The sequence below is a fragment of the Mycobacterium sp. genome (assembly GCF_035314905.1).
In the GTDB taxonomy this organism is placed as follows: Bacteria; Actinomycetota; Actinomycetes; order Mycobacteriales; family Mycobacteriaceae; genus Mycobacterium.
Map to the genome: position 1 here is coordinate 1 of NZ_DATFYW010000136.1, position 25,038 is coordinate 25,038.

Sequence of the window (25,038 nt, forward strand, 5' to 3'; positions counted from 1 at the left end):
CGCCGTCGATCCGCACCGTGGCCCGCTCCAGGCATCCCCCGACCCCCTCGTCGGCGACCCAGGATTGGATGCTCAGGACCATGCCCTCCTCGAGGGTGGCGTCGCCGCCGCGGCCCAAACCAATCAGCGGCGGCTCAGCGCCCAGTCCGAGCCCGTGGGCCAGCGGCACCCGGGACTCGGGGTTGCCGGCGCTCTCCCAAGCCCGATAGAGGTCGGCACCGGTATTGCCCGAACGGCAGGCGGCCATCAGGGCATCCATGCCGCGGGCACATCGAGCGGCGAGATCCGCCGTCCCCGGCGGTGCGGAGCGCCCGGCCACACGGGTGCGGGCCAAGCCGGCTTCGTATCCGGCATACAGCGCACCAGGCGCGAGTACCACCAACTCGCCGTCCCCGACAGGGCGATCGGATACCAGGTGGTGGAACCGCACCGGACCGCGCGTGGGTGTGGCGAAGCAGACGCCTTCCGACGGCGCTACCGGCGCGCCGAGGCTCGCCACCCGCTGGTAGTAGACACCGAGCAGGTCACGCTCGGTGATGCCCGGCTCCAAGGCGTCTTCGAGTGCGCTCAGCGCCGCCTCCGCGATAGCCGACGCCACGTCCAGGCAGGTGATCTCGTCGGGCGTCTTGACCCGTCGGGCAGTTGCCATCACGGGGCCGGCGTCAACCAGATCGGCCGATGGGAACAGCGGGGTAAGCAACCCGGCGAACATCGGCGTCAACCCGTCGGTGCCGACCCGCCGCGACTCACGCAAGCCGGGGATGGCGACGAGCGCGCCCACGAGGGTGGCCGGATTCCAGCTCAGGCCGTAGAGGTCGTCGTGGCCTATCTCCGGCGGCACCCCTTCGTCCCAGGTCGAAAGCAGATGCACCCGTGAGGTTTCCCGCACCACTACCGCGACCGGCGCGAACGGAAGCACACCGGATCGTCCGAGTTGGCGCGCGCCCGACACGTAACGCACGTCGCCGACACCGCCGAGCAGCAGGGCATCGATGTCGTGGGACTCCATGCCGGAGAGCACCTTTGCGCGGCGCTGTGCACGCAGGCGGGCGAAGTCGACGCGAGCGTCGTCCTCGAGGCCCATCGTCCCGACGAGCACACCGCGGTCACGTGGGACGGGGCTCATGCGGACAGACCGTACGGATCGTAGGTCGAGCCGCTCAGTTTGACCCATCCCGTATCGGTCAGGGCCACAATGTCTTCCGAACGATAGCCAGCCGCACCGTCGTCCCAGATGACGGGCTCGAAGACAACCACCATCCCCGGTCGCATGATGAGCCGCTCGTCGAACCGATCACCGAAGTCTGTTCCGATCAAAGGCATTTCGGCGCTGTCGGTGCCGACGCCGTGAGCCAGATAGAAATGCTCGATCCAGGGACGGACGCCGTCATTGGCCTGGGTGGCGGCTCTGCCGAGCTGGAGGGCCGAGACCCCGGGTTCGAGGATGTCGAGCGCTGCATCGACCACCGCCCGCCAGCGACGGAACTGCCCACGCTGGCGGGCATCCGGGACCGGCTCGGCGCCGGTGATCCAGGTCCGCCCGTAGTCGGAGGCGTAACCCTCCCAGGTGATACCCGCGTCCACCCAGATGACGTCGCCGTCCCGCAGGAACCGGTCGGTGGTGACGGTCGGGTAGGCGAGGTCTCCGTGCAGGGTCCAGGGCCCAAGCTTCCGGGTCGGGGCCATCACCTGCCAGATCGGATCGATTCCCCCGGCGGAAGCGCCGAGCTCGAAGACCCGGCGAAGGAACACCGCGCTCAGATCGATCTGCCGGACGCCGGGGCGGAGGATTGACAACGCGTCGATCATCGCCAGCTCGTTGAGCAGCTGCGCGTGCCGGATGCAGGCCACCTCGTCGGGCGTCTTGGTGATCTTGGCCGCGCCCACCACCTCGGCCGCGTCGACCCAGTCGAACCCCTGCAGGCCGCGCAGCATCGCGTGGGTCTGGTCGTCGATTCCGATGCGGGCACCCGTGGAGAAGTGGTCGGCGAGCGCCTCGGCGAACAGGTCCATGCCGTCGTCGAGATCCGGAAAGAGCGGCCCGTGCAGATGATCACCGGGAAGGTCGGGCGGCACCCCGTCGACGCAGAGGGTGTAGAGGTGAGGCGCCGAATCTCCGCTGACCACAACCGCCACCGGGCGGAACAGCGCGGCACGATCCCCATCCTGGGCGGGCACGGCTGCGCCGGTGGCATAGGCCACCGAGCTGGAGCCGAGCAGAACCAGGCCGTCGACGCCCTGCACCGCGAGCTGATCCTGCAACCTGCGAAAGCGCTCCCTGCGCATGCGGGCAAGATCGGGCAGGGCCGGGATCGCCAATCCGCCGATCGTCGCTCCTGCCGCCCATTCGTCGATGGTCCTACCCCTTGACTTCCACGCCGAGTGCAAAACAGATAAAAATGCAAAGATAGCCCAATAAGCTGTAGCTTAGCGACGGCACCGCTCTCGCTAGGGCAATTGCGCAGACTTCCTTGTGTTGGAGGGCTTTTCGATGACTACGCGTCCCGATGTCAGCGCCGACGTGGTCGTTGATTTCGATCATCATTCCGACGAGTTCAACCTCAACGAACTGGAGGTCAACGCCGAGCTCCGACGCCGGTGTCCGGTGGCGTGGAATCAGAACTACGGTGGCTTCTGGTTCGTCACCGGTTACGACGCGGTGGCCCAGACCGCCCGGGACGGTGACACGTTCGCGCACAAATACGAACCCGACGCGGCCGACGGTGTGGACTACCAGGGTGAAATGGGCGTTCCGCGCCCCGAGGGCCAACCCGCCCTCGGCATCGGCGAAGTCGACGGCCCCTACCACCAGGCCCTGCGGCGGGCACTCGCCCCGTTCTTCTCGCCGCGAGCCGTCCAGGAGATGCGACCGTTCATGGAGCAATCGGTCCACTGGTTCCTCGATCAACGGATCGGCGACGGACGGATGGACCTCGTGCTCGACTACGCCAGCCCCGTTCCGGCCATCCTGACCATGCGGTTGATGGGCCTGCCCCACGACAACTGGCGGCTCTACGCCAACCTCTTCCACTCGGTAATGGCTGTCCCCCAGGACAGCGACGAGTACGCGAACGTCATCGCGGCAGTCCCTTCCGTGCTGGACGACCTCCTGAAGTTCGCAGCGACGCGGCGCGCCGATCCGCGGGACGACCTGACGAGCTTCCTCGTTCAATTCGAATTCGACGGCAAACGACTCACCGACGCGCAGCTCATCGACATCCTCTGGAATCTCATCGCCGGCGGCGTCGACACCACGACGTCACAGACCGCGCTGAGCCTGCTCCACCTGGGCACCCACCCGGGTCTACGACAAAAACTCATCGACAGCCCCGAGCTCTACGAGACCGCGACAGACGAGTTTCTCCGCTACTTCTCGGTCAATCAGCAACTGAGCCGCACAGTCACCCGCGACATCGTCCTCGGGGGGCAACAGCTGCGGCGCAACGACCGGCTCATCATCAGCTGGCTCGCCGCCAACCACGACGAGCACGAGTTCGAGCGCCCTGACGACGTCGTCCTGGACCGCGCACCCAACCGCCACGTCGCGTTCGGGCTCGGGCCGCATCGATGCATCGGATCGCATCTGGCGCGGGACATGTTCGCGGTGATGGTGAAGGCGGTCCTCGACCGCATTCCCGACTACCGGGTCGACGCCGGCGGTGTTCACGAATACCTCGGCAACCCGAGCATGACCGGGCTGGGCAAGCTGCCGGTCACCTTCACCCCCGGGGTGCCCCGGGGGACGTCGCGCCCGCCGGGATAGACACCCGGGTCGACGGCTCTGAGGCGTCTGCCCCGCGCGAATCCCGGTGATCGCGGAGCGTTGGGCGCACAACTGTGGGAGACTGCCTGCCGGTCCCGCGGTTGGGCGCACGGCGGGGCCTGGGCGAATTCGAGGAGCGTTAGTGGGGTCCTGGCAGGATCCGCCGGCGGCGAGCGGCCCGCCCGGGGACGAAACCGGTACGCCGCAGCCACCTGCACCGGGCCCGTGGCCGACTGAGCAACCCGAAGGCCAGCCCGCTGAGTATCCATCCGGTGGCAGCACGCGCTATCAGGACCCGGCGTCGACGCGGCCCCGCCCGCCGACGGTCGGTGAGGCGCGCGCACGGGAGAAGGCCTTCCGCAAGCAGCAGGAGATCGAGCAGGCACGACTCGCGGCGGAAGCCAAACGGCACACGCGGAACAGGCGGCTGATCGGTGGCGCCGCGGCCATCGGGGTCGTCGGTGTGGTGGCAGGCTTCGGGTATTGGGCGCTGTCACCGAGCCATGTCAGCGCGGACTGCGTGCAGGACGACTCGGGCGACCAGCCGGTGATCGTGCCGGACGACTACTGCACCGGTCACACCGCGGGCCTCAACGGCTTCTTCTACTACGGCGGGCATCAATACCGCTACTACTACGGCAGCTCAGGGACCGTCGGATCCCGCCCGGTCGGTGGCACGACGGTCGAGCCGGCAGGCGCGGCGATCGCCACGAAGTCCGGCACGACCATTCAGCGCGGCGGGCTCGGCAGTAAGTTCGGCGGCAGCAAGAGCGGTGGTTCGTGAAGCGGGTCAGAACCCAGCCGCGGCCGAACTGGCGGTCGATCGTCGAATCGCAAGGACTGGTCTACGGGACGCCGGCGCGCGACGCGACCGGCGCTGACCGACCGTACTGGGACGAGTCGGTGTACTACGAATTCGACATGGACGAGGTCCTTGCGCTCGAGGCCGACGTCGAACTGCTGCACTCGATGTGCCTGCAGGCCGTCGAGCAGGTGGTCCTCACCGAGCGGTTCGCGGACTTCGGCCTGCCGGAATGGAGTTGGCAGCCGATCGCCGAATCATGGCACCGGTCAGACCCCCACGTGTACGGGCGGTTCGACCTTCATTACGACGCGCGGTCCCCGGCGACGTTGCTCGAGTACAACGCCGACACGCCCACCACGCTGCTGGAGGCCGCGATCCTGCAGTGGCACTGGCTTCAAGACAAATTCCACGGCGCCGACCAATGGAACTCACTGCATGAACAACTGGTCGACCGCTGGAAGACACTTCGGGATCTGCTGCCCAGCAACGAACTTCACTTCTCGTGGTCCGGGGCGGAAGCTACCGGCGAGGACCAGATCACCACCACCTATATGCAGGAGACCGCAGCCGAGGCGGGCTTCGAGACCGTGGCGCTGGAAATCGAGGACGTCGGCTGGGACAGCGCACTCGAATACTTCGCCGACCTCGAAGAGGCGCGAATCCACGCGATGTTCAAGCTATACCCCTGGGAGTGGGTACTGGACGACCAGTTCGGCAGGCACGTGGTGGCCAGCCTGCCGCAAACCATGTGGATCGAGCCGCTGTGGAAGACGCTCCTGTCGAACAAAGCGATCCTGGCCGTGCTGTGGGAGATGTATCCGGGGCACCCGAACCTGCTGCCCGCCTACCTCGACGAGCCGCACGAGCTCACCGAATACGTCCGCAAGCCCAAGCTCGGTCGCGAAGGCGCGAACATCACCATCGTCGGCGCCGGCATGGAGACCGCCACCGGAGGCATCTACGGCGCCGAGGGTTTCGTCTATCAGCTGCTCGACCCCCTGCCCGAGTTCGACGACATGCGGCCCGCGCTGGGCGCGTGGATCGTCGGCGATTCGTCCGCCGGGCTCGGAATCCGCGAGAGCGCCGGGCTCGTGACCGACGACGGAGCAGCGTTCGTGCCGCACCGAATCCCGCTACATGAACGGAGTTGAATCGATGATCACAACCGAGCTGGCACTGGCCCCGGCCTACTGGGATTCGCTCGGTCGCGGGGTCGGCGCCATCGCGTTGTACGCCGTCGTCGGGCTGGTGCTGATGCTGGTCGGGTTCTACGCCATCGACCTGGCCACACCGGGACCGCTGCGCAAGATGGTCGACCAGGGCAAACCCAACGCCATCATCGTTGCCGCTGCCGGGATCATCAGCGTGGCCTTCATCGTGGTGCTGGCGATCTATGCGTCATCCGGGAAACTGGAGGAGGGCCTGATCGCCTCGGCGATCTTTGGGCTGGTCGGGATCGCCGCGCAGGTGGTGATGATGAGGGTCGCTACCATCGTGCTCGGCATCGGCATCAACGAGTTGTTCGAGTCCGATCAGTACATGCACGAGGCCCTCATCGTGGCCGCAGTGCAGCTGGCGCTCGGCATGGTGGTCGCCGCCGCGATTCTGTGACGTCACGGCGCCACCCCTTCGCGAAGCGCCTTCGGTGGCACCGTGGACGCCCCGAGCGAGTCGGCGTCGATCGTTGCGGGTCGGTACGGCAGTGTCCGCAATCGGGCCCTCATGCCGGCGACGGGATCGTCGCGCGCTTCGGCGACGCCCGACAGGAATGCCCACTCGTGCTCGTCACTGCCGAAATAGACCACCGTGGCGAACGTTTCGTGGAAGCGCCGCCACGACCGCCGCAGCGTCTCGTTCCGCCACAGCGCCGGGCAGCCCGCCTGGCTGACGACGACACCACCGATCGCGCGGCATCGCTCGAGGAAGTCCACACCATAGAGTCGGTTGTGCTGTGCGGGCTCGGTTCGCTCGTCGGGAAGGTCGACCAGCACGACGTCGTACGACCCGGTGGCCCGGTCGACAAAGTCCCAGCCGTCGCCGTAGTGCACCATCACCGGACCCAGTCCGCTCTCGGCCCTGCGCAATTCGCCCATCGAGTACCCGTACGGCAGGTGCTCGGCGCACAGCCGAACCGCGTCGCGATCGATGTCGACGTGATCGACATGCGTTGCGCCGGCCGAGACCGCCAGCCGGCTCACCACCCCCTCGCCGCAGCCGATGACGAGCACCCGCTCGACCTTGTCGGCCAGCAGCAGCGCCGGCACCAGCAACGCCTCGTGATAGACGAGCTGGCTCAACTCGGTGCTCTGGCGCTCACCGTCGCTGAACAACGAGACGCCCTGTTCCGTGCGGCCGATCACCAGGTGCTGGAACCGGGTTCGCACATCGCAGATCAATTCGGACAGCCGCCAATTGCGGGTCAGCCCCGGTGCGATCGGTTCGACGATCTCGCTGTCCGAACCACGCAACACGGTCCGGATGTGCGAATCCGACGCCGCGAGTTGCTTGCACAGCAACCCGACCGCCAGTTCCGCGTCGGCCGACTCACCGCAGGTGAAAACGTCGACGAACATCGCGCCCCGCTCCGGATAGCTATGAATCGACGCGTGTGATTCGGCAAGCAACGCCAGCACGGTCACGCCGTGGGGCTCGAACCGCTTGTCGACCATCTGGCACACGGTGGCTCCGGCGCTCGTGAGCGCGTCGCGGAGGAAGTTGCGAAGGCGACCGGCGTCGTCGGCGAGCGCCGGGTCGACCCCGAAGAACTCGGCCAGGACGTGGCAACCCGCGAAGCGGCTACCCAGCCGGGATTGCATCGGTCGCCGTCACGAAATACGTTGCCAGCGGGGAAAATCCGTTGAACGACGTGGACGCGTAGCTCGCGGTGTAGGCGCCGGTGGCCCCGATTTCGACGGCATCGCCGGCGCGCAGCGTGACCGGGAGCGGATAGCGTCGGTAGAGCACGTCGTCGCCGTCGCAGGTCGGTCCCGCGACGACAGCATCCTCGACCGGGTCGCCGTCGCGGCCGGTGCGCAGCCGGTACCGGATGTACTCGTTTTCGGTTTCCGCGAGCCCCCCGTAGCGGCCGATATCGAGATAGACCCAGCGGCGACCATCGGTGCCGGTCCGCACCGACACCACCTCGCACCGGATGGTGCCCGCCGTGCCCACGATCGCGCGTCCCGGTTCGACGACCAGTTGTGGCGGGGTGGATCCGAAGTAGCGTTGCAGCGCGGTCGTGATCGCGTCGGCGATGACGTCGAGTCCCGGCGCGCCGGCCGAGTACGCGATCGGAAACCCGCCGCCGGCGTTGAGTGTCGTGAGGTCCGCCACGTCATCGAAGACCGGAGCGGCGCTGCGGATACCGAGCTCCCACGCGCTGGGGTCGAGTTGCTGCGAGCCCACATGGAAGCAGAGCCCCTGCGGGCGCAGGCCGAGCGCTCGCGCCCGGTTCAGCAGCCGGGCGGCGTCGCCGGGAGCGCAACCGAACTTGTGACCGAACGGTGTCACCGACGACGGAAACGCCAGCGCCACCCGGCATTCCACACCGGACCCCGGCGCCTGCCCGGCGATCGTGGTCAAACCGCCCTCGGTGTCGAAGGCGAACTGGCGCACCCCGCGCGAACGCGCGTACACGACCTCTGACGCCTTCTTGATCGTGTTGCCGAACGTCAGCCGGCGGGAATCGATACCGGCGGAACAGCAGGCGCCGACCTCGCCGACCGAGGCGACATCGAACCCGGAGCCCTCGCCCGCGAGCAGGCGCAAGATCGGCAGAGCCGGATTCGCCTTCACCGCGTAGCGAATCTGCGCGTACGGCAGGGCAGCGCGCAGCGCGTGGAAGTTCTGGCGCACCCTGGCGAGATCGATCACCAGATAGGGCGTGTCGTCCACGGTCGGCAGAGTACTCCGCCGAGGCCAGCTCACGGCAATGCCGTGGATCGAGGCCGGCCCTCGTCGACGTCCTGCCGAAAGCCAATCGGTTCCGTGCGCGCCTGCCCTACCCGGTCGCGGTCTACTTCCTGGCCGCCCGGGCGGCGGCTTTCTCCGTGCCGGCACCCCGGTTGGCCAGCTGCCCGCCGGAGTTCTCCAGATGCGCGCGCACAAACCACTGGAACTTCTCCAACTCCCCGGCGTGGTCGATGAGCATGTCCTGCGACACCAGGTCAAGGTCTTCGAGGCGGTCGATGGCCTTGCGGGTGTCCTCGATGATCCCGGTGTAGACCAGATCCAGCGCGGCCAGGTGCGCCTGCGCCGTGTCGCGGCCCACCGAGTAGTCGTCCCAGGTGCGGTCCTTCAGAATCGCGCCCGGCGTGCCCTGCGGGGAGGCGCCCAGCGCGGCGATCCGTTCGGCGGCCTCGTCGGCGTAACCGCGCACGAGCGCGACCTGCGGGTCGATCATCTCGTGGACGCCGATGAAGTTGGGGCCCACGACGTTCCAGTGCACGTGCTTGAGCGTGAGGTGAAGGTCGTTGTAGGTGCTGAGCTGCTTCTGCAGTAGGTCGGCGACCTCCCGGCCTGCTTTGTCCGAGAGTCCGGGGACGGTGAACGCGGTCATGGGCACTCCTTTCGCACAATGTGACGTGATGGAATACCCGGCCACCGGCCCGCATAATCAAGACCGACGCCAGATGCCGTCGCTGCGGGCGTACCGCCGCAACTGCCCCCGGCACAAACGCGTAGTCGACTACCCGTGGCCGGGTGAGTGCGATCTTCTACCGTCGCCGTCGTCGAAGAGTGGCGCCGAGCGCCGGGAAAGGAGAAAGCGAATGACAACAGTCGTTGATCGCCGCAGTGGGACGAATCCAGGTCGAGGGCAGCTTTCGGGCGTACTCGTCGCAGCCCGCAGGGCCCACCATGCGGTGGCTATCCGCGGTTGCGGGCTGTGCGGCGACTTGGCTGTCTACCAAGGGCGGGCGTGCGCGGACAGCCATGTACTGAACATATGCAAATCGTGTCTGGACGCAGCGATCCGCCGGCTAAGCCAACTGCGCGACGACACCAAGCTGGCGACCGGGACCGAGCCGATCTGCAATCGGTGCTGGCGCCCAATACTTGACCCAGAGACGCACATGGACCTGCGGGCGCTGTGGGAGTGAACGGCGACATCAGTCAGCCTCGTACCGTCCGGCCACCAACCGCTGCCGCAACCCGGTGGCCCGCAATGCCCGGCGCCCAACCGCCGCGCGCACGTCGGCCTCCGACCCCACCACCCGAACCTTGCGCCGCGCGCGGGTGACGGCGGTGTAGAGCAGTTCCCGGGTCAGGATCCGAGAGTCCCCGGGCGGCAGGAGCACGGTGACCTCGTCGGCCTGGCTGCCCTGACTTTTGTGAATCGTCATGGCATGCATGGTTTCCACGTCGGCGAGCCGGCCGGTCGCCAACTCGACAGGCCCGTGCACCCCGGCCATCACCGCGCGCAGCACCCCCTCGCGCCCGACCACGACGCCAGTGTCGCCGTTAAACAAGTGCAGCCCGTAGTCGTTGGCGGTCACCAGGATCGGCCGTCCGGCATACCACGGCGACCAGTGCGGGTCACCGGTCTCGTCGGTCAACCAGGTTTCGACCTGCCGGTTCCAGTGACTGACCCCGTGCGGCCCGTGCCGATGCGCGCACAGCAGCCGGTGCGCGTCCACCGCGGCCAGCGCGGCGCCCGCATCGCCGCGGAGCGCGGCCGCTCGCGCCGCCAACGCGTGAGGCACCAGCACGTCGCGCAATGGCGATGAAATGTCCTCGCCACCAAGCCATTCGATGTGTTCTCCGCCGGCTTGCAGCAGCTCGGCGACCCGGTCGGCGTCACCGCCCCGAATCGCCGCGGCCAGCGCCCCGATCGTCTGCCCGAACCGGTGCGCGGTGCGCAACTGCGCGATCCGCACATCATGGCGCCCCCCGAGGCCGTCGACGAGGTCGGCCAGCACCGCGCCGGCCTCCACCGAGGCGAGCTGGTCGGGGTCGCCGACCAGGATGAGGCGGGCCTGCGGGCGCAGCGCCTCCAGCAGCCGGGCCATCATCGTCAACGAGACCATGGAGGTTTCGTCGACGACGATCACGTCGTGCGGCAGCCGGTTGCCGCGATCGTGGCGGAACCGCACCGACGAATCGGGCCGCCACCCGAGCAGCCGGTGCAGGGTCAGCGCCTCCAGCCCCGCCAGCCGGGCCCGGTCGGGAGCGTCCAGGTTGTCGATCTCCCCACGCACCGCCTCCTGCAGGCGTGCGGCGGCCTTGCCGGTCGGCGCCGCCAGCGCGATGCGGGAACGCGGTTTGCCGGCCCGCTCGGCCTGCTCGGCGAACAGCGCCAGCAAACCGGCCACGGTCGTCGTCTTGCCGGTGCCCGGGCCGCCGGTGAGCACGGTTGTCCACTGCGACAACGCGATGCGCGCGGCCGTGCGCTGCTCGTCATAGCCCGACGCCGGGAACACCCGGTCCAGCGCGGCGTCAACCCCCTGCACGGGGGGCGGCGCGCCGCCGGCCAGGCGCGTCACGAGGTCACCGCACACCTGGTCTTCGTCGCGCCAGTAGCGGTCCAAATACAGCAAGTCGCCGTAGAAACGCAGCGCCACATCCAGCAGCGGGCTGGCGCGCACCGCCGCGAGCCACTCGTCGGGATCGGGCCACGGCAGATCGTCTACGAGGGAGTCGGCGTGGACTGTTCGCAGATCCACGCACACAGAGCCGCCGCGCAGCGCGCGCACCAGAAGCGCCACCGCCAGGGCCACCGACTCGCCGGACTCGCCGGCCAGCTGCGCCAGCCGCGTCGCGACGTGCACATCGGCGGCGTCCAGCAGGCCGGCCTCGTTGAATAATCCAAGAAGCCCACCGAGCCCGGCCACCCGGCGCCATACCAACGGATCGTCGGCCGGCAGCACGCTCATTCCGCCCTCCCCCGGTCGAGCAGGTCCGACAACGCCGGCACCAGCGCAGGCGGCGGCACCCAACCGAACACCCCCGCGGGCCGGCCGTCGGTCACCGGCGTATCGGGACCGCACATCCCGCGGACGAACAGATACAGCACCCCGCCCAGGTGGGTGGCCGGGTCGTAGCCGGGCTGGCGCCCACGCAGAAACCTGTGCAGCACAACGGCATACAGCAGCGCCTGCAGGGGATAGTCCGAATGAAGCATGGCCGCGGTCAGCTGTGCCGGGCCGTAATCGGCCGCGGTGAGCGCACGCGCCGGGTCACCGAGCCGGTTGGTCTTGTAGTCCACGACCAGATAGCGGTGCCCGTCGCCATCGGGGATGCGCAGGACCGCGTCGATCGACCCGGACAGGTACCCTCTGAGCGGCCGATCCCCCAGGGCTGACGTCAGCCTGGCAGCGTACGGCGCCAAAGCGTCATCGGGCGCCACGTGGCCGGCGAGCAGCCGTCCGACGTCGCGCAGCGAAATACGCGGCGCGGCAGGTCCGCTCAGATCGCCGCCTGCCAATGGGAACTCGAACTCCAACTCCCGCAGGCGATCCCGCAGGCCGATCTGGCGCAGAGTCAGCCCCCCGGCCAGCGGCCCCAGCGGGGTGTCGTGCATCGGGATCAACGCCGCGGCCAGCGCGTCGGAGGCGACGTCCACCGGCCACCACACCGAATGCGCCCGGATCTGTGTTTCGAGTTCGGTGGCCAGATCGGCGGCGAACGGGTCAGCGTTCTGAAGCACCGCGTGCACCAGCGAGCCAAACGTGGTACCGCTCGGCAGATCCGACATCGGCGACACCACATCCGGGCCGGCCGTCGTCGGCTGTTCCACCGGGATGTCGCCGGTCTCGTCGTCGAGCGCGGTCACCTCGGGCTCGCTAGTCACCCCCGGAAGATCCACCGACCGGATCAACCCGGAATACGACGTCCGCCGCCACCCGGTGTCGATGGACCGGTCAAAGCGGCGCACCCCCAGCCGATCTGGCGGTCGGTCCGGCCTCACCTGCGGGGCGGGGGCGCGCACCGACTCCTCCACCACGGGGCCGCCCGCGGCTTCCCACGCCCGGAAGCACGCCAGCGCCTCGTCGTCGGTGACGCCCGGCCGGCACTCCTGTGGCACATCGGGCTGCCCCATCCGCCGGCCCCGCAGCAGCCGCGACAAGCCGCCGTTGACCTCGTCACGCGACGGCGCCCACCACGCCACGACCTGGGATTGCGCCCGGGTCAACGCGACATAGACCTGGCGCAGGTTGTCCCCGGCCTGCTCTTCGCGGTTGCGTGTCTGCGCCGACGCCAACTCGGCGCTGTGGTCGCCGCCGATGTGCAGACAGCGGGTTCCGGAGTCGTCATGGAACAACACCAGATCGCTGCACTTGACGTTCCAGTTGAACGCGAACGGCAGATACACGACCGGGAATTGCAGGCCCTTGCTGCCCCAATAGGTCATGATCTGCACCGCTTTCGCGTCGCTGTCGAGGCGGCGGCGGCGCGCGTCGGCGTCGCTGTCCTCGGCGCACTGGCTCTGCAGCCAGTCACGCAGCGCGGGCAGGCTGTAATGCTCACGATGGGCGGCGTCTTGCAGCAGCTGGGCGATGTGGGTCAGGTCGGTCATGTCGCGGTCGCCGCCCTCCCACTCGAGAACGCGCCGGCTCATCCCGGACACCCGGGCGGCCTCGAACACCGCGGCGATCCCCCGCTCGCGGGCGTGATCGGCCCAGGTTCGCAGGGTGCCGGCCACCCGTTCGGTGAGCGCATCACCGCCTGCGGCAAGGGTTTCCGCGGTTTCCCCGAAGAACGTGGTCGCCGCGGCGGCGCGCACCAGCCCGGTGCGGTGCGGTTGGTCGAACGCCTCCAGCAGGCACAGCCAGTCCCTGGCCGCCGGGGAGTCGAATACGTCCCCGCCGGTGGACACCGCGGCAATGCCCGCCGCCGCCAGCGCCTCCCGGCACCGGTGGGCGTCACCGTGCCGTTCGACGATCACCGCGATGTCGGCCGGGCGCAGGGGCTGTCCGGCGAAGGTGGGTCCGGCGGCCAGCAGCGCGCGGATGTCGGCGGCCAGATCCTCGGTGATGTGCTCACGCAGGGCGTCGATCCCGATGGTCTTGGTGTCCGGGACAACGAATCGGTCGCGGTTGACGACCCGCAGCCGAAACGGCGCGTTGCGCGGCGCGCCGGCCAGCCGGTGGCTGTGATGGTCGACGTCGACGTCGTGCACGACGATCTCGGCGTCGCCGAGCGCCGCGCCACGCAGCGCCGTCTGCAGGCTCGCAACCAGGGGACCGTCGCTGCGCCAGTTGGTGCCGAGGGTTTCCCGGGTGCCCGCCGTGCCGGCCGCGTGCAGGTAGGTGACGATGTCTCCGCCGCGGAAGGCGTAGATCGCCTGCTTGGGATCCCCGATCAGCACCAGCGTGCAGTGACCGCGAAACGCACCGTCCAGCACCCGCCACTGGATGAGGTCGGTGTCCTGGAACTCGTCGACCATCACGATGGGCCAGCGCTGCCGCATCCGTTGTCGGGCAAGGGAATCGCCCGACTCGAGTGCCTCGGCCAGCCTGGTCAGCAGGTCGTCGTACCCGAGCACACCCTGCCGGCGTTTGCGACGCTCCAATTGGGCGAGCACATCCCGCGCGAACTCGAGGCGCACAGCCGCCGTAGTTCCGGAAAGCGGTTCGGCAGGGCGCAATTGCGTTCCGGGGTTCGCGACGACCTCACGCGCCAGTGAGAGCGCCTGCCCCCGGGTGAACGCCGGTTCGTCCCGGTCGGGTCCGAACCGGGCCAGATACAGGTCGTCGACGATCTCAGTGACCAGTTCGTCGAGGTCTTCGACCAGCGTCACGCCCGCGTCGCTGTCACCGGCCACGCCGAGGGATCGCAGCACCAGCTGGCAGAACTGGTGGATGGTGGCGATCGTGGCGGCGTCGAAATTGGCCAGCGCGTCGCGCAGTCGCCGCTTGCGGACACCGCGCTCCTCGTCGGTGCCGTCGAGCAGATGGCGGATCACTTCGTTGTCATCGCCGATCCGGGGATCGTCGAAAGCCGCGGCGGCGTCGCGGAGTTGGCGGCGCACGCGGTCTCGCAGCTCGCGGCTGGCGGCGCGGCTGAAGGTGATCAGCAGCATCTCGTCGAGGGTGGCGACGCCCTCGGCGACGTAGCGGGTGACCAGGCCGGCCAGTGTGAAGGTCTTGCCGGTGCCCGCGCTCGCCTCGATCACCGTGGTCGTCGCAGGCGCAGGTAGCCGCCCGAGCAGATCGAAGCGCTTCACCGGGGCGGGTTTCGCTCGGCCCGCAGCATCGGGAGCCACATGCGCGCGGCGTAGGCGCCCAGCCGGGTGTCCTCCCCCGCGACATCTTCCCCGGGACCGGGCGGGACCGTCAGCACGTCCAACGGGGCGCGGTAGCCGAACGCCTTGGCGGAAGCGGGTTTCTCGTTCTCGCGCGGCTTGCCCCGATGGCTCGTCCACTCGGAATTCGCCTTGAACCGCGGGTCCCTGCCGGCGTGGCGGGCGGCGGCCCAGGCGAAGGAGGTCCGCGGCGGCAGCGGGAGCGGCTCGCGCCGGCCGGCGTCATACAGCGCCACCAGGTCTTGCAGGACCGCTTTGGGATCCCGCGGCGAGGTGAGCGCCCGTGCCGCCGCGGTGTCGTCGGTGGAGCGGCCGACGCAGACCGCGGTCACCTCGCGTGCCGGGTGGTTCGCGGTCAGCGTCAGGAGATTGATCCACGCCTGGATGAGTTGCTTTCCGGTCAGCTTCGAGTAGGTGACCGACACGACCCGGTCGCCGTAGACGTCGGTCACGGTGCCGGTGAGCCGACGCCCGCTGCCCAGGTCGACGTCCACGTCCTGCGCCTGCTTCACGCCGTCGCGAAATCGCCGGGCCAGGGCGGCGATGGCGCCGGCGCCGTCGCTGATCTTGGTGGCCTCCCGCCACCCCAGCCGCCCCGGCGGCAGGGTGCCGCGCCGCCACTCGGCTTCCCGCGCCCACTGGAGGGGTGCGCCGCGCAGCAGATCGCCGAGCATTCGGTCGCCGACAGACCAGGCCTCCAAAGCGTTGAGCTGCACCGGCATTGCGTCCTGCAGCCCGTCGACCTCGGCCGGAAGGGTGTAGTCGAGCGCCTTGAAGAAACCCTGGACCGGGTCCCGGAAGAACGCCAGCATCTCCGCCAGCGCGACGTCTGCCGTCGGCGGCTCGGTCAGCGCCCCGGTGATGAAGCCCGGGCGCGGATGCCGCTGCGCGGCAGCTGCTTTCGCCGCCACCAGCGCGGTTCGGTCGAAGGTGAACGGCGTGGGCAATCCGAGCGCGCCCGGGGTGACGTTGCGAATGCTGAACGGCTGCAGGGGCTGCCGCACCACGACGCGGTCGCGGATTGTTTTCTGGGACGTGGTTTGGTCCAGGGCGTCAAGCAGCTCGGCCAGCGGCACCGCCGGGGGCCGAGGCTCGCCGGTCAGCACGTCGGCGCCGGTGTAGGTCACCACCAGCTTCTCGGTGGCCGCGCAGATCGCGTCCAGCAGCAATTGCCGATCCTCCGAACGGATGTCGCGCTCCCCGGTCACCGGGTCGCGGGCCAGCACATCGTCGCCGTCGACCACCCCGATGCGGGGGAACGCCCCGTCGTCCAGGCCGACCAGGCACACCACCCGGTGCGGCACCGAGCGCATCGGCACCATCGTGCACACCGTCAGCGTGCCGGTGCGGAAGTTCGCCCGGGTCGGCCGCCCGGCCAGGTGGCGGTCGAGCAGGGCCCGCACGTCGGTGAGCCTCAGCGGGGTGTCGGCGCGTGTTGCCGCGGCCGTCATGACGTCGGCGAACTCGCGCTGCAGGTGCGCGGTTTGCCACTCGTTCCCGGTTTGCGCCTTTGCCAGGTTGGCCACGCCGTGTTGGAGGGCCTGCAGCCACCGGGTCAGCGGCCGGGTGCCGGTGAGCGCCTCGACTGTGGTGGTGAGTCGTTGCACGAATTCGGCCAGCCGGCCGGCCAATTCGGCGCGATCGCTGCCCACGTCGTCGAGCGGAAGGGCAGTGTCGATCCACGCCCGCGAATCTTCCGACATCGCGACCCCCGACAAGATGCGGTCCAGTCCGAACCGCCAAGTGTTCTGCAGGAAGCCCAGCCCGTAGGGCTCGCGGGTGCACTGGTCGAAGCCCCACCGGACCCCCGATTCGCGCACCCAGCCGGCCACGGCGTCGAGGTCGTCGTCGGTGAATCCGAAGCGGACTCTCACGGGTGGGGCCTGGGCGAGGTTGAGCACTTCGCTGGCGGTGGCGCGCCCGCCGGCCAGGGTCAGGAGTTGGGCGGCCACGGAGAGCAACGGGTTGATCTGGGTCAGCGCGCGGTCGGCCAGCCGCACGCGCAGCTTGTGGCCCGGGTGGCCGTCGGCCATCACGTCTTCGAGGCCGAAGTTGGCGACGATCAGCGGGGCATAGCTTTCGATGTCCGGGCACATCACCAGGATGTCGCGCGGCTCCAGCGACGGGTCGTCGGTCAGCAGGCCGAGGAGGACCTCGCGCAGCACCTCGACCTGCCGGGCCGGGCTGTGGCAGCTGTGGATCTGGACGGTGCGGTCGTCTTGGGACAAGACCCGGTTTTCAGGCCTTGCGGTGTTGGCGCGAATGTCGGCTTGGAGCCAGGTGAGGAGGGTTTCCGGCTGCTGACGGTCGGACAGGTACTCGTCTTGTCCGGGGTTGGCGGGGAGGCCGCGTTCCAGCTCGCGCAGGTCGCGGCCCAGCGTGGCCAGGAGCGGGTGGGTCGCCGCGTCGTGGCTGGTGTCGTCGCGGCGTCTTATCGGCCCCTTCCGGTCTGTCAGGGCCCGCCACAGCTCGTCGCTGGGGTGGGGCAGCCACAGGTGCAGGTCGTGGTGGGTGGCCAGCGCGGTGAGCAGTTCGATCTCGGTGATCGGAAGGCGGGTGTGCCCGAAAAGCGACAGCCGGGCCGGCAGGCCGGTGGGCGAGGTTCTGAGTTGTGCCGCGGTTTTCTCGTGGCGGACGTGCGGCGGGTCGGCGTTTATCGTGTCGGTCAGCGCGCGCCACAGGGGCGGCTGCCAGGTCAGGTCACCGGGCAGGTCGCCGCCGAGCCCGTCGCCGGGTTGGCCCGCGGACCAGTCGGCCAGCAGCCGCGGGCGCTGGGCCGCGTAGGAGGCGAACAGTCCGGCGATCCGTCGGGCCACCGCGTAGCGGCGCCCCTGCCGGACGTCGCGTTCTTCGCTGTCGTCGAAGTAGCCCAGGTGGCGGCCCAGGGTTTTGCACCAGGTCTCGCCCAGGCAGTTGTCGATCACGTCGATCAGGGGCCACACCATTGCGTCCGGTGCCCACGGATCGTCGTCGGTGATACCGAGGATTTGTTCGATCAGTGACCTCGGCCGGCGGAAGATCACGCCGGCGCAGACCCCGTCGCCGGCGCTTCCCCGGCCGAGGATGTGGGAGAGCCGCTGGCTCAGCCACCGCTCCACGCCGCGTTCGGGGACCAGGACCAACTCCTGGGCAAACGGATCCTGGGGCGGCGACGCCAGCAGCGTCCCGAGTCCGTGAGCGAGCAGGTCGGTGCGGTCTGCGCGGTGGAGATGAAGGGCCATCGACACGACCCTAGACCGCTGGGCCGACACCGATCCGGAAGCGGGCGGACTATTTTTGTTTATGCGTATACGGCTTAGAAACCCGGTTGGCCAGCGTTGGCGCCTTGATTGACAACGACGGTCCGGGCTCAGGTGTCGACACCGGCGACTTCGAAACGGGATTCGAGACGAACCCAACCTTGCGGCCGCTCGGGTTCGGCAACACCAGCTGACCATGTGAAAGATATGGAGCGGTGATGCCGTCACTCGAGTCATACCGACAATACCCAGCGTCAACCATCGGCGTGAGTGCCTTATCCAGGCCGTTGGTCACCGCGGCCGGTACACCGATCTCGGTCAAGGGCTGTGTCAGCGGAAGCTGTTGCGCGGGCGCGAAATACGTAGTAGTGGTGCTGCCGCCAGGGTTGGTGGTCACGGTGATGTCCGCTGGCGGAACGGAGGCAAGATTGTCTTCACCCGATTCTGATGGGTGAATAAAAACTCCCCCCATCAACGCGTTTGCGACAGCCAGAAGATCCCTCGGCCGGTCGGAAAATCGGCCACACCATCATACTGATTGACGACCACGACAGTGTTGTATTGGCTCGCAACCGCATCCTGGACAACGTAGTTCAAGACGGGGATGTAGGTGTGGGCCGAAAAGAGAACCGCAAACACCCCATTGCCGCGGTCCGGGTCTCCGATCATCACAAATGTCAATTGCCCCGGTGGCGGCGCATTTGGATCGGTGAGCAGATATGCCTGCTCGGCATCGGCCACCAGGGTTCCCTGCGATATCCCCACGACAATTGTCGTGCCGCCTTCCTGATTTCCGATGGCGGTGGTCAGGTTGTCTGTGCCAGTCGCAACGGAACCACCAAGTGTGGGGGTACTCAGGCCGCTGACAGGCCAAATCGAGGCGGGATACGCCACATCGACAACAGGATCACCACCGAAGCCACCTTCGAGCAACGATGTCGATGTCGTAGGACTGAGTTGGCTGAAGATGGCGGAAAAAGCCGGCGCGCTGGTGCCACCCACCTCCAATACCGTGGGACCAGCGTACGAGCGGAGCAACGACGGTCGCGGTGGCGATCAGCGTGCCCATAACGGCCAAAGATCTCTTCATCTGGTGGTCAGCCTCGTGTTTTCTCGCGATACAGCTGACCGATCGTACGACGTTGGTCACGAAAAGGTCCTCTGAACTGCGAATATTTGTGTCCTACCAGGGGCCGGGTCCCGGTCGAACAGGTCCGCGGCGATCGTTTCACGATCGCTACCGGCAAAAAGACGCCGCGTCGGCGCGGCTCGGCCGACCGGGCGCGCCGCCGTACGGCTCGCGTAACCGGAACGACTGGCGCATCATCGGCGCTATGAGGCGAGATGTGGGCGCAGAGCTCGAAGTCGAGATCAGCGCGCCGACGACGTTGGAGTTCCAGATTGCTGTCGCGCCGCATCCAAATACCGAGGTGTCCGAGTCGTTGTCCTTCGTCTTGGACGGAAATCGCTTCCAGCCCTTGGAGATCAGCGGCGTGCACGGTAACCGGATCCATAAACTCGACGCCCCGGTAGGCAACCTGAAGGTCAACTACGCCGCGACGATCGTGGGCCAGACCGACCCGGCGCCGGTGACCGAATACGACCTATCCATGTACCTGCGCCCCAGCCGCTACGCCGAGGCAGACAAGTTCTACGGTTTCGCCGCAACCGAATTCGGCAACTACATCGATTCGGCGACGCTGTTGGAGAAGGTGTCCTCGTGGGTGGGCACCCGGCTGAACTACGTGCCCGGCTCCAGCGACCCGATCGATGGAGCGGTGGACACCCTGCTCGCCGGTGCCGGTGTGTGCCGCGACTTCGCACACCTGGTGGTGGCGCTGCTCCGGGCGGTCAACGTGCCGGCCCGTGTTGTTTCGGTGTACGCGCCGGGTCTTTACCCGATGGACTTCCACGCGGTCGCCGAGGCGTTCGTCGAAGGGCAGTGGCGGGTGGTCGACGGGACCCTCCTGGCGCCGCGGCAGACGTTGGTGCGCATCGCCACCGGACGCGATGCTGCCGACATCGCTTTCCTTGACAACCACAAGGGTGCGATCACGCTGACCAAGCTGGTGGTGACGGCCGTAGTCGAGGGCGGCCTGCCGCGGGACTCGATCGACCAGCTGGTGTCGATCCGCTAAGAGCGCGTGGCGGTTTCGCGCAGAGAAGCAGCCCAACGCCTCGGTGGCAAGGCCGCGCAACACCCAGTGCGGTGCGGGCGTGCGGTGGGACCCCGCTCACGAACCAGCGGTCGGGGGTATCGTTACAGTGAAACATTCTCCTTGGGAGAGTCGCCTCCCTTGGGCTGGACGGCCATTGCGGTCTGGTGTCGCCTCGTTGCAGGTTCGACGCCTCTACCGGGCGAACCTTAAGGAGTTCATATGGGTGTCGCCGGGTCGTCGGCTCCTGCCTTGGATCGTGGCTCTGCCGGCACCCCGAGTTTCGGGATTCTCAGCACGTTTCCACCCACACCGTGCGGGCTGGCGACGTTCAGTGCGGCCCTGACCGACGGGTTGTCCACGAATGGCGCCGACGTCAGCGTGGTGCGGGTGGCCGACGGGTCGTCCGCTTCCAGCGCCCGCGTGATCGGCGAACTGGTCAACGGCTCACCGACGTCGGTGACCGCATCTGCGGAGTTGCTGAACCGGAGCGATATCGCGGTGGTCCAGCACGAGTACGGCCTCTACGGCGGCGTCGACGGAGACGAAGTGGTGGACATCATCGGCGGCCTGCACATCCCGTCGATCGTGGTCGCTCACACGATCCTCAAAAACCCAACGCCTCACCAGCGGTCGGTGCTCGAGGCGATCGTGGCGATGGCGGATCAGGTGGTCGTCATGTCCGAGGCGGCCAGTCAGCGCCTGTGTCTCGGTTTCGGCGTCGATCCCGGGAAAATCGCAACGATCCCGCACGGCGCGACCGTCCCGAGGCGGATCTCCGCGTTGGCGCGTCCGGGCACACCGACATTGTTGACCTGGGGCCTCCTGGGGCCGGGAAAGGGCATCGAGCGGGTCATCGAGGCGCTGGGTTCGCTGCACGACCTGCGTGTCCGCCCCCGCTACCTCGTTGCGGGCCGCACGCACCCGAAGGTGCTCGCAGCAGACGGCGAGGCCTACCGCAACGCCCGAATCGAACAGGCACGGCGCAGCGGCGTGGCGGCGCGGGTGTCCTTCGACGCCCAGTACCGCGACCTTCCGTCGCTGACTGCGCTTGTCCAGTCCTGCGCCGTCGTCGTCCTGCCCTACGACTCCACGGATCAAGTCACCTCCGGTGTACTGGTCGACGCCGTAGCGGCGGGCCGGCCGGTCGTTGCCACCGCCTTCCCCCACGCTGTCGAACTCCTGGCCAGCGGGGCCGGCATCGTCGTCGACCACGACGATCCCGACGCGCTGGCGCGCGCCCTGCGCCGACTGCTTACCGAACCAAACCTCGCGGCGACCACGGCCGCCGAGGCGGCCCGACTCGCGCCAACGATGGCGTGGTCAGTCGTGGCGAATGCGTACCTGCGTCTGGCATACCGCCTCCGCGCTCAACAGACGGCGCCGGTGTGACCACCGCGCCGGTCCCGATATTCGACCACCTGCTGCGCATGACCGACGATCGCGGCACCTTCGAGCACGCCCGTTTCGACGAACCCCGGCCCGAGCACGGCTACTGCACCGACGACATGGCCCGGGTCCTCGTTGTGACCACCCGAGAACCCAACCCTGTGCCGGCGGTGCGGCGTCTCGCAGACCTCGCCCTGCGGTTCTTGAACGAGGCGCAGGCCCGCAACGGCGCCTACCGCAACCGGATGGACAACACGGGCCGGTGGGCCGACGGGCCGACCGTGGAGGACTGCTGGGGCAGGAGCATCTGGGGACTCGGCACTGCCGCCGCCCACAGCGACGTCGACCGGGTACGCCAGTCGGCCGTCGCCCAGTTCGAGCGCGCGGCCCAACAGCGGTCGGCATGGCCCCGGGCGATGGCATTCGCCGCGTTGGGAGCTGCCGAACTCCTCACGGTCGCCCCCGATCATCGGGCGGCGTCGGAACTCATCACCGACTACGCCGACGCCATCGCCGAACCGACCCACGACCCCGCCTGGCCATGGCCCGAGCCTCGACTCACCTACGCCAACGCGGTCCTTGCCGAAGCGATGGTTGCCGCAGGTGCCGCTCTCGACGACCCGGACCTGCGCCGGCACGGCCTGAGACTGCTGGCTTGGCTGGTCGAATACGAAACTGCGCCAGGTCACATCTCGCCGACCCCGGCCGAGGGCAGCGGGCCCGACGACGCCCGGCCCGCGTTCGACCAGCAACCGATCGAGGTGTCCACGCTTGCCGACGCGTGCGCACGTGCCGCTGTCGTCGATGCCAGGCCCATCTGGCCCGACGGGGTCCTGCGCGCCGTGGCCTGGTTCCGGGGTGCCAACGACGCGGGGCAACTCATGTGGGACCCCGCGACCGGAGGCGGCTTCGACGGTCTGCACGCGGATCGGGTGAACCGCAATCAGGGCGCCGAGTCGACGCTTGCCCTGCTCTCGACGCTTCAGCATGCTCGACGCTTCTCGATGGCACTGGTGTGACACCCGGCCTCGTCGCGCGTAGCCCACAGCGGCTCGCCGCCGACCGGTCCCGGGTCATCACCAGACTTTTCGTACCGGGTCAGGAGGGTTTCGATCACCAGGAGTCCCGGGCGGGAAAGGTGCTGGCCCGGATCCTGGCCCTGGACGACGACGAGGTGCGGTCGTCGCTGGATGATGTCGTCGCCAGGTTCAAGGGACGTCACCGCGATCTCAAGGGCACCTTCCGGCGACACGCACGCGAACTCGCCGATCGTCTGGATCCCGGCAGCGAACTCTCCGAGGCACGCCTGTTGTTGCTGGGTGCGGCGTTCACGAGCGAGTACGCCATCGAAGGGGCGGCGTTATGCAATCCCAGCATCGTGGCTCATCCCGACCAGACCGGAACCGTCGCGGGCAGCCTGCGATTCGTGATGAGCGTCCGCGGGATCGGTGAAGGACACCGTTCCTCAATCGGGTTCCGGACCGGCGTCATCAACGCGGGGGGCAGGCCCACGATCGACGATGCGACGCTGTTCGCCACGGTCGGAGCGGTGGTGCCGGCCCCGCTCGACACAACCGTGTTCCGCACCGAGCTCGCGCGGCTCGGCAAGGCAGGCGAAGCGGCCGACTACGTCCTCGGAGCGCTTGGCGACCGCTGCACCCACGCCGACCTCGACCACCAACTCGCCAAGTTGCAGACCCATCTGACAACCCGTGGACACGGAGAGGAAACCATTTCCCTGATCCGCGCGATGGCCGAGAGAACCTATGGCGTCGAATTCTCCGACCACATCTCGCTCCCGGAGCGGGTCCTATGGCCATCAATGGACGCCGAGAACGGCGGCATGGAGGACGCACGCTTCGTGCGCTTCACCGACGATGATGGCTCCGTCAGCTTTTATGCCACCTACACGGCCTACAGCGGATCGCACATCAGCCAACAACTCCTGGAGACCAGAGACTTCCAGTCCTTCACCTCCGCGCCGATCATCGGACCCGCCGCCGCCAACAAGGGCCTGGCCCTGTTCCCCCGCCGGATTCACGGTCGCTTCGCGGCCATGTCGAGATCCGACCGCGAATCGAACACGATCGCCTATTCCGACCAACCGTGCATTTGGACGAGCGCGCTTCCTTGCCAGAGGCCAACCCAGCCCTGGGAGGCGATACAACTCGGTAACTGCGGGGCGCCCATCGAAACCGACGCCGGGTGGCTCGTACTCACCCACGGCGCCGGTCCGATGCGCACCTACAGCATCGGAGCGATCCTGCTCGACATCGACGATCCGACACGGATCATCGGCCGGCTCCGGCAGCCGCTGCTGAGCCCCGCTCCCGACGAACAGGACGGCTACGTCCCCAACGTCGTCTACTCCTGCGGCGCACTCGTGCACGCCGACACGTTGGTGCTCCCCTACGGAATCGGCGACGCCGCGATCGGCATCGCCACGGTGGCGCTGCCCGAACTCCTCGCCGTTCTCCGCGACTGAGACCGCAGCGCGTTTGTCACGATATTCCGCCCCCACCAGGTCTCGGCGGCCTCGGACCAGGTTCCGGACTGCAGGTAACCCGGATCATTGGGGAGGAACCCCCGCCAGCCCGTGATGCCCGCGACGTCGTCGGTACCCGCAGTCTTCGCGTTGCAGGTTTGCAGCCCGAGCTCAGTCGAAAGCCTCTGCATCATCACGCTCAGCTCCAAGAACCGCTCGTCGTCTGCATGCACCAAATCGTGGAAGAGTTCCAGGCGCAGACGCTCCCACTCCGCGGCGACAGTGGCGTATCGGCGTACCAGTGTGGTGCCCACATGCCTACCCGGAACCGTGAACATCCGGATAGAGGCGGCGCGTGCATCGACCGCGTCCATGCTGGATAGTGTCCTCTACGAACCTGTAAACCACCAGGGCCGGACGCCCCAGGTCCCCGCGCCGGTCCCGGTCGGCCGGATGGGGCTTGCCACACTGGTACCACGGGTGATGTGGGCCGCAACCTAACGTGGTCAGTTGAGCGGATTCACCGCAGCGGAGCCAGATCTCGCCGTTGGATGCGTGCGCCCAGTAGGCTCACGCGCCGTTGATGTTGACGTTTGTGTTTCGGCTGATCCTTGACACTCCGGGTTTGTGAATGGGCCTCGTCGCCGACGGGCGTGGCCGGGGAAGCCTGACGGCGTCCTGTCGTGTCGGCGTTCCTGTCGGCGTCACCCCAACTGATACGACCCGGTTGCGACCCGGAAGAACTGACCGGCACCGGTCGTCCCGGACTCTCGCCTTGTCTGAGGGCCATGGGGCTGACTGACCCAGCTGTCAGGACCCCAGGATCGTCTGCACGTTGCTCCACAGCAGCCCGCACGCGCCGTCGGGGTCGATGCGGTGATCGGTGGCGGCGATGTGCAGCGGGCCGGTCGCGGGGCTGGTCGGCAACTCGGCGTAGAGGTCGCCGTCGGGGCCCGTC

The 25,038-nt window shown here is 68.2% G+C and carries 17 protein-coding genes and 1 pseudogene; 8 read left to right on the top strand and 10 right to left on the bottom strand.

All coding sequences use genetic code 11. The features are described 5' to 3' along the window. Both VKG81_RS11520 and VKG81_RS11525 read right to left on the bottom strand, forming a co-directional pair. The coding region (locus tag VKG81_RS11520) for a M24 family metallopeptidase (protein ID WP_324396044.1) at window positions 1-1,126 on the bottom strand (1,126 nt) is incomplete at its 3' end. Then, on the bottom strand, window positions 1,123-2,286 hold the full coding sequence (locus VKG81_RS11525; protein ID WP_324396061.1) for a Xaa-Pro peptidase family protein: 1,164 nt from the start codon (window positions 2,284-2,286) through the stop codon (window positions 1,123-1,125). The genes VKG81_RS11520 and VKG81_RS11525, both read right to left, overlap by 4 nt. A gap of 205 nt (window positions 2,287-2,491) precedes the next feature. Between VKG81_RS11525 and VKG81_RS11530 the strand changes: the two genes are divergently transcribed. From VKG81_RS11530 to VKG81_RS11545, 4 genes are all read left to right on the top strand, one after another. Then, complete coding sequence (locus VKG81_RS11530) at window positions 2,492-3,763, top strand: cytochrome P450 (protein WP_324396045.1); 1,272 nt, start codon at window positions 2,492-2,494, stop codon at window positions 3,761-3,763. Window positions 3,764-3,905: 142 nt separating this feature from the next. Further along, entirely contained in the window at window positions 3,906-4,547 is a 642-nt protein-coding gene (locus tag VKG81_RS11535; protein WP_324396046.1) for a hypothetical protein, read from the top strand. Then, window positions 4,544-5,719 (top strand): glutathionylspermidine synthase family protein, encoded by a 1,176-nt coding sequence (locus VKG81_RS11540; protein WP_324396047.1) that lies wholly within the window; start codon window positions 4,544-4,546, stop codon window positions 5,717-5,719. The genes VKG81_RS11535 and VKG81_RS11540 overlap by 4 nt, the downstream gene beginning before the upstream one ends. A 4-nt stretch (window positions 5,720-5,723) precedes the next feature. After that, complete coding sequence (locus VKG81_RS11545) at window positions 5,724-6,179, top strand: DUF350 domain-containing protein (protein WP_324396048.1); 456 nt, start codon at window positions 5,724-5,726, stop codon at window positions 6,177-6,179. A 2-nt stretch (window positions 6,180-6,181) separates the two neighbouring features. Here the strand turns inward: VKG81_RS11545 and speD are convergent, their stop codons facing one another. The 7 genes and pseudogenes from speD to VKG81_RS21530 all read right to left on the bottom strand — a co-directional run bounded on the left by speD (window position 6,182) and on the right by VKG81_RS21530 (window position 19,052). Next, window positions 6,182-7,384: an adenosylmethionine decarboxylase gene (speD, locus tag VKG81_RS11550; protein WP_324396049.1), complete on the bottom strand. Its 1,203-nt coding sequence runs from the start codon at window positions 7,382-7,384 to the stop codon at window positions 6,182-6,184. After that, complete coding sequence (locus VKG81_RS11555) at window positions 7,365-8,462, bottom strand: type III PLP-dependent enzyme (protein WP_324396050.1); 1,098 nt, start codon at window positions 8,460-8,462, stop codon at window positions 7,365-7,367. Before VKG81_RS11555 ends, speD begins: the two co-directional genes overlap by 20 nt. A 121-nt stretch (window positions 8,463-8,583) precedes the next feature. Further along, a complete protein-coding gene (locus VKG81_RS11560; protein ID WP_324396051.1) occupies window positions 8,584-9,126 on the bottom strand; it encodes a DNA starvation/stationary phase protection protein in 543 nt (180 codons plus the stop codon). Between the two features lie 550 nt (window positions 9,127-9,676). After that, on the bottom strand, window positions 9,677-11,440 hold the full coding sequence (gene recD / locus VKG81_RS11565; RefSeq protein ID WP_324396052.1) for an exodeoxyribonuclease V subunit alpha: 1,764 nt from the start codon (window positions 11,438-11,440) through the stop codon (window positions 9,677-9,679). Beyond that, window positions 11,437-14,733: a UvrD-helicase domain-containing protein gene (locus tag VKG81_RS11570; RefSeq protein WP_324396053.1), complete on the bottom strand. Its 3,297-nt coding sequence runs from the start codon at window positions 14,731-14,733 to the stop codon at window positions 11,437-11,439. The genes recD and VKG81_RS11570 overlap by 4 nt, the downstream gene beginning before the upstream one ends. After that, entirely contained in the window at window positions 14,730-18,032 is a 3,303-nt protein-coding gene (gene recC / locus VKG81_RS11575) for an exodeoxyribonuclease V subunit gamma (protein ID WP_324396054.1), read from the bottom strand. The genes VKG81_RS11570 and recC overlap by 4 nt, the downstream gene beginning before the upstream one ends. A 49-nt stretch (window positions 18,033-18,081) precedes the next feature. After that, window positions 18,082-19,052, bottom strand: a pseudogene (locus tag VKG81_RS21530) (PE-PPE domain-containing protein). A 332-nt stretch (window positions 19,053-19,384) separates the two neighbouring features. On the opposite strand from VKG81_RS21530, the gene VKG81_RS11590 reads away from it, so the two are divergent. The 4 genes from VKG81_RS11590 to VKG81_RS11605 all read left to right on the top strand — a co-directional run bounded on the left by VKG81_RS11590 (window position 19,385) and on the right by VKG81_RS11605 (window position 24,080). Further along, the gene (locus VKG81_RS11590; RefSeq protein ID WP_324396057.1) at window positions 19,385-20,188 is read left to right on the top strand and encodes a transglutaminase family protein; all 804 of its coding nucleotides are present in this window, start codon (window positions 19,385-19,387) and stop codon (window positions 20,186-20,188) included. Window positions 20,189-20,428: 240 nt separating this feature from the next. Continuing rightward, window positions 20,429-21,598, top strand: a complete 1,170-nt coding sequence (locus VKG81_RS11595) for a glycosyltransferase (protein ID WP_324396058.1) — start codon at window positions 20,429-20,431, stop codon at window positions 21,596-21,598. Window positions 21,599-21,636: 38 nt separating this feature from the next. Next, window positions 21,637-22,614: a glycosyltransferase gene (locus VKG81_RS11600; RefSeq protein ID WP_324396062.1), complete on the top strand. Its 978-nt coding sequence runs from the start codon at window positions 21,637-21,639 to the stop codon at window positions 22,612-22,614. Beyond that, entirely contained in the window at window positions 22,611-24,080 is a 1,470-nt protein-coding gene (locus VKG81_RS11605) for a glycoside hydrolase family 130 protein (protein WP_324396059.1), read from the top strand. The genes VKG81_RS11600 and VKG81_RS11605 overlap by 4 nt, the downstream gene beginning before the upstream one ends. Here VKG81_RS11605 and VKG81_RS11610 read toward each other — a convergent pair. Then, window positions 24,005-24,454: a hypothetical protein gene (locus tag VKG81_RS11610; RefSeq protein WP_324396060.1), complete on the bottom strand. Its 450-nt coding sequence runs from the start codon at window positions 24,452-24,454 to the stop codon at window positions 24,005-24,007. The two genes, VKG81_RS11605 and VKG81_RS11610, sit on opposite strands and share 76 nt — an antisense overlap. Window positions 24,455-25,038: the final 584 nt, after the last annotated feature.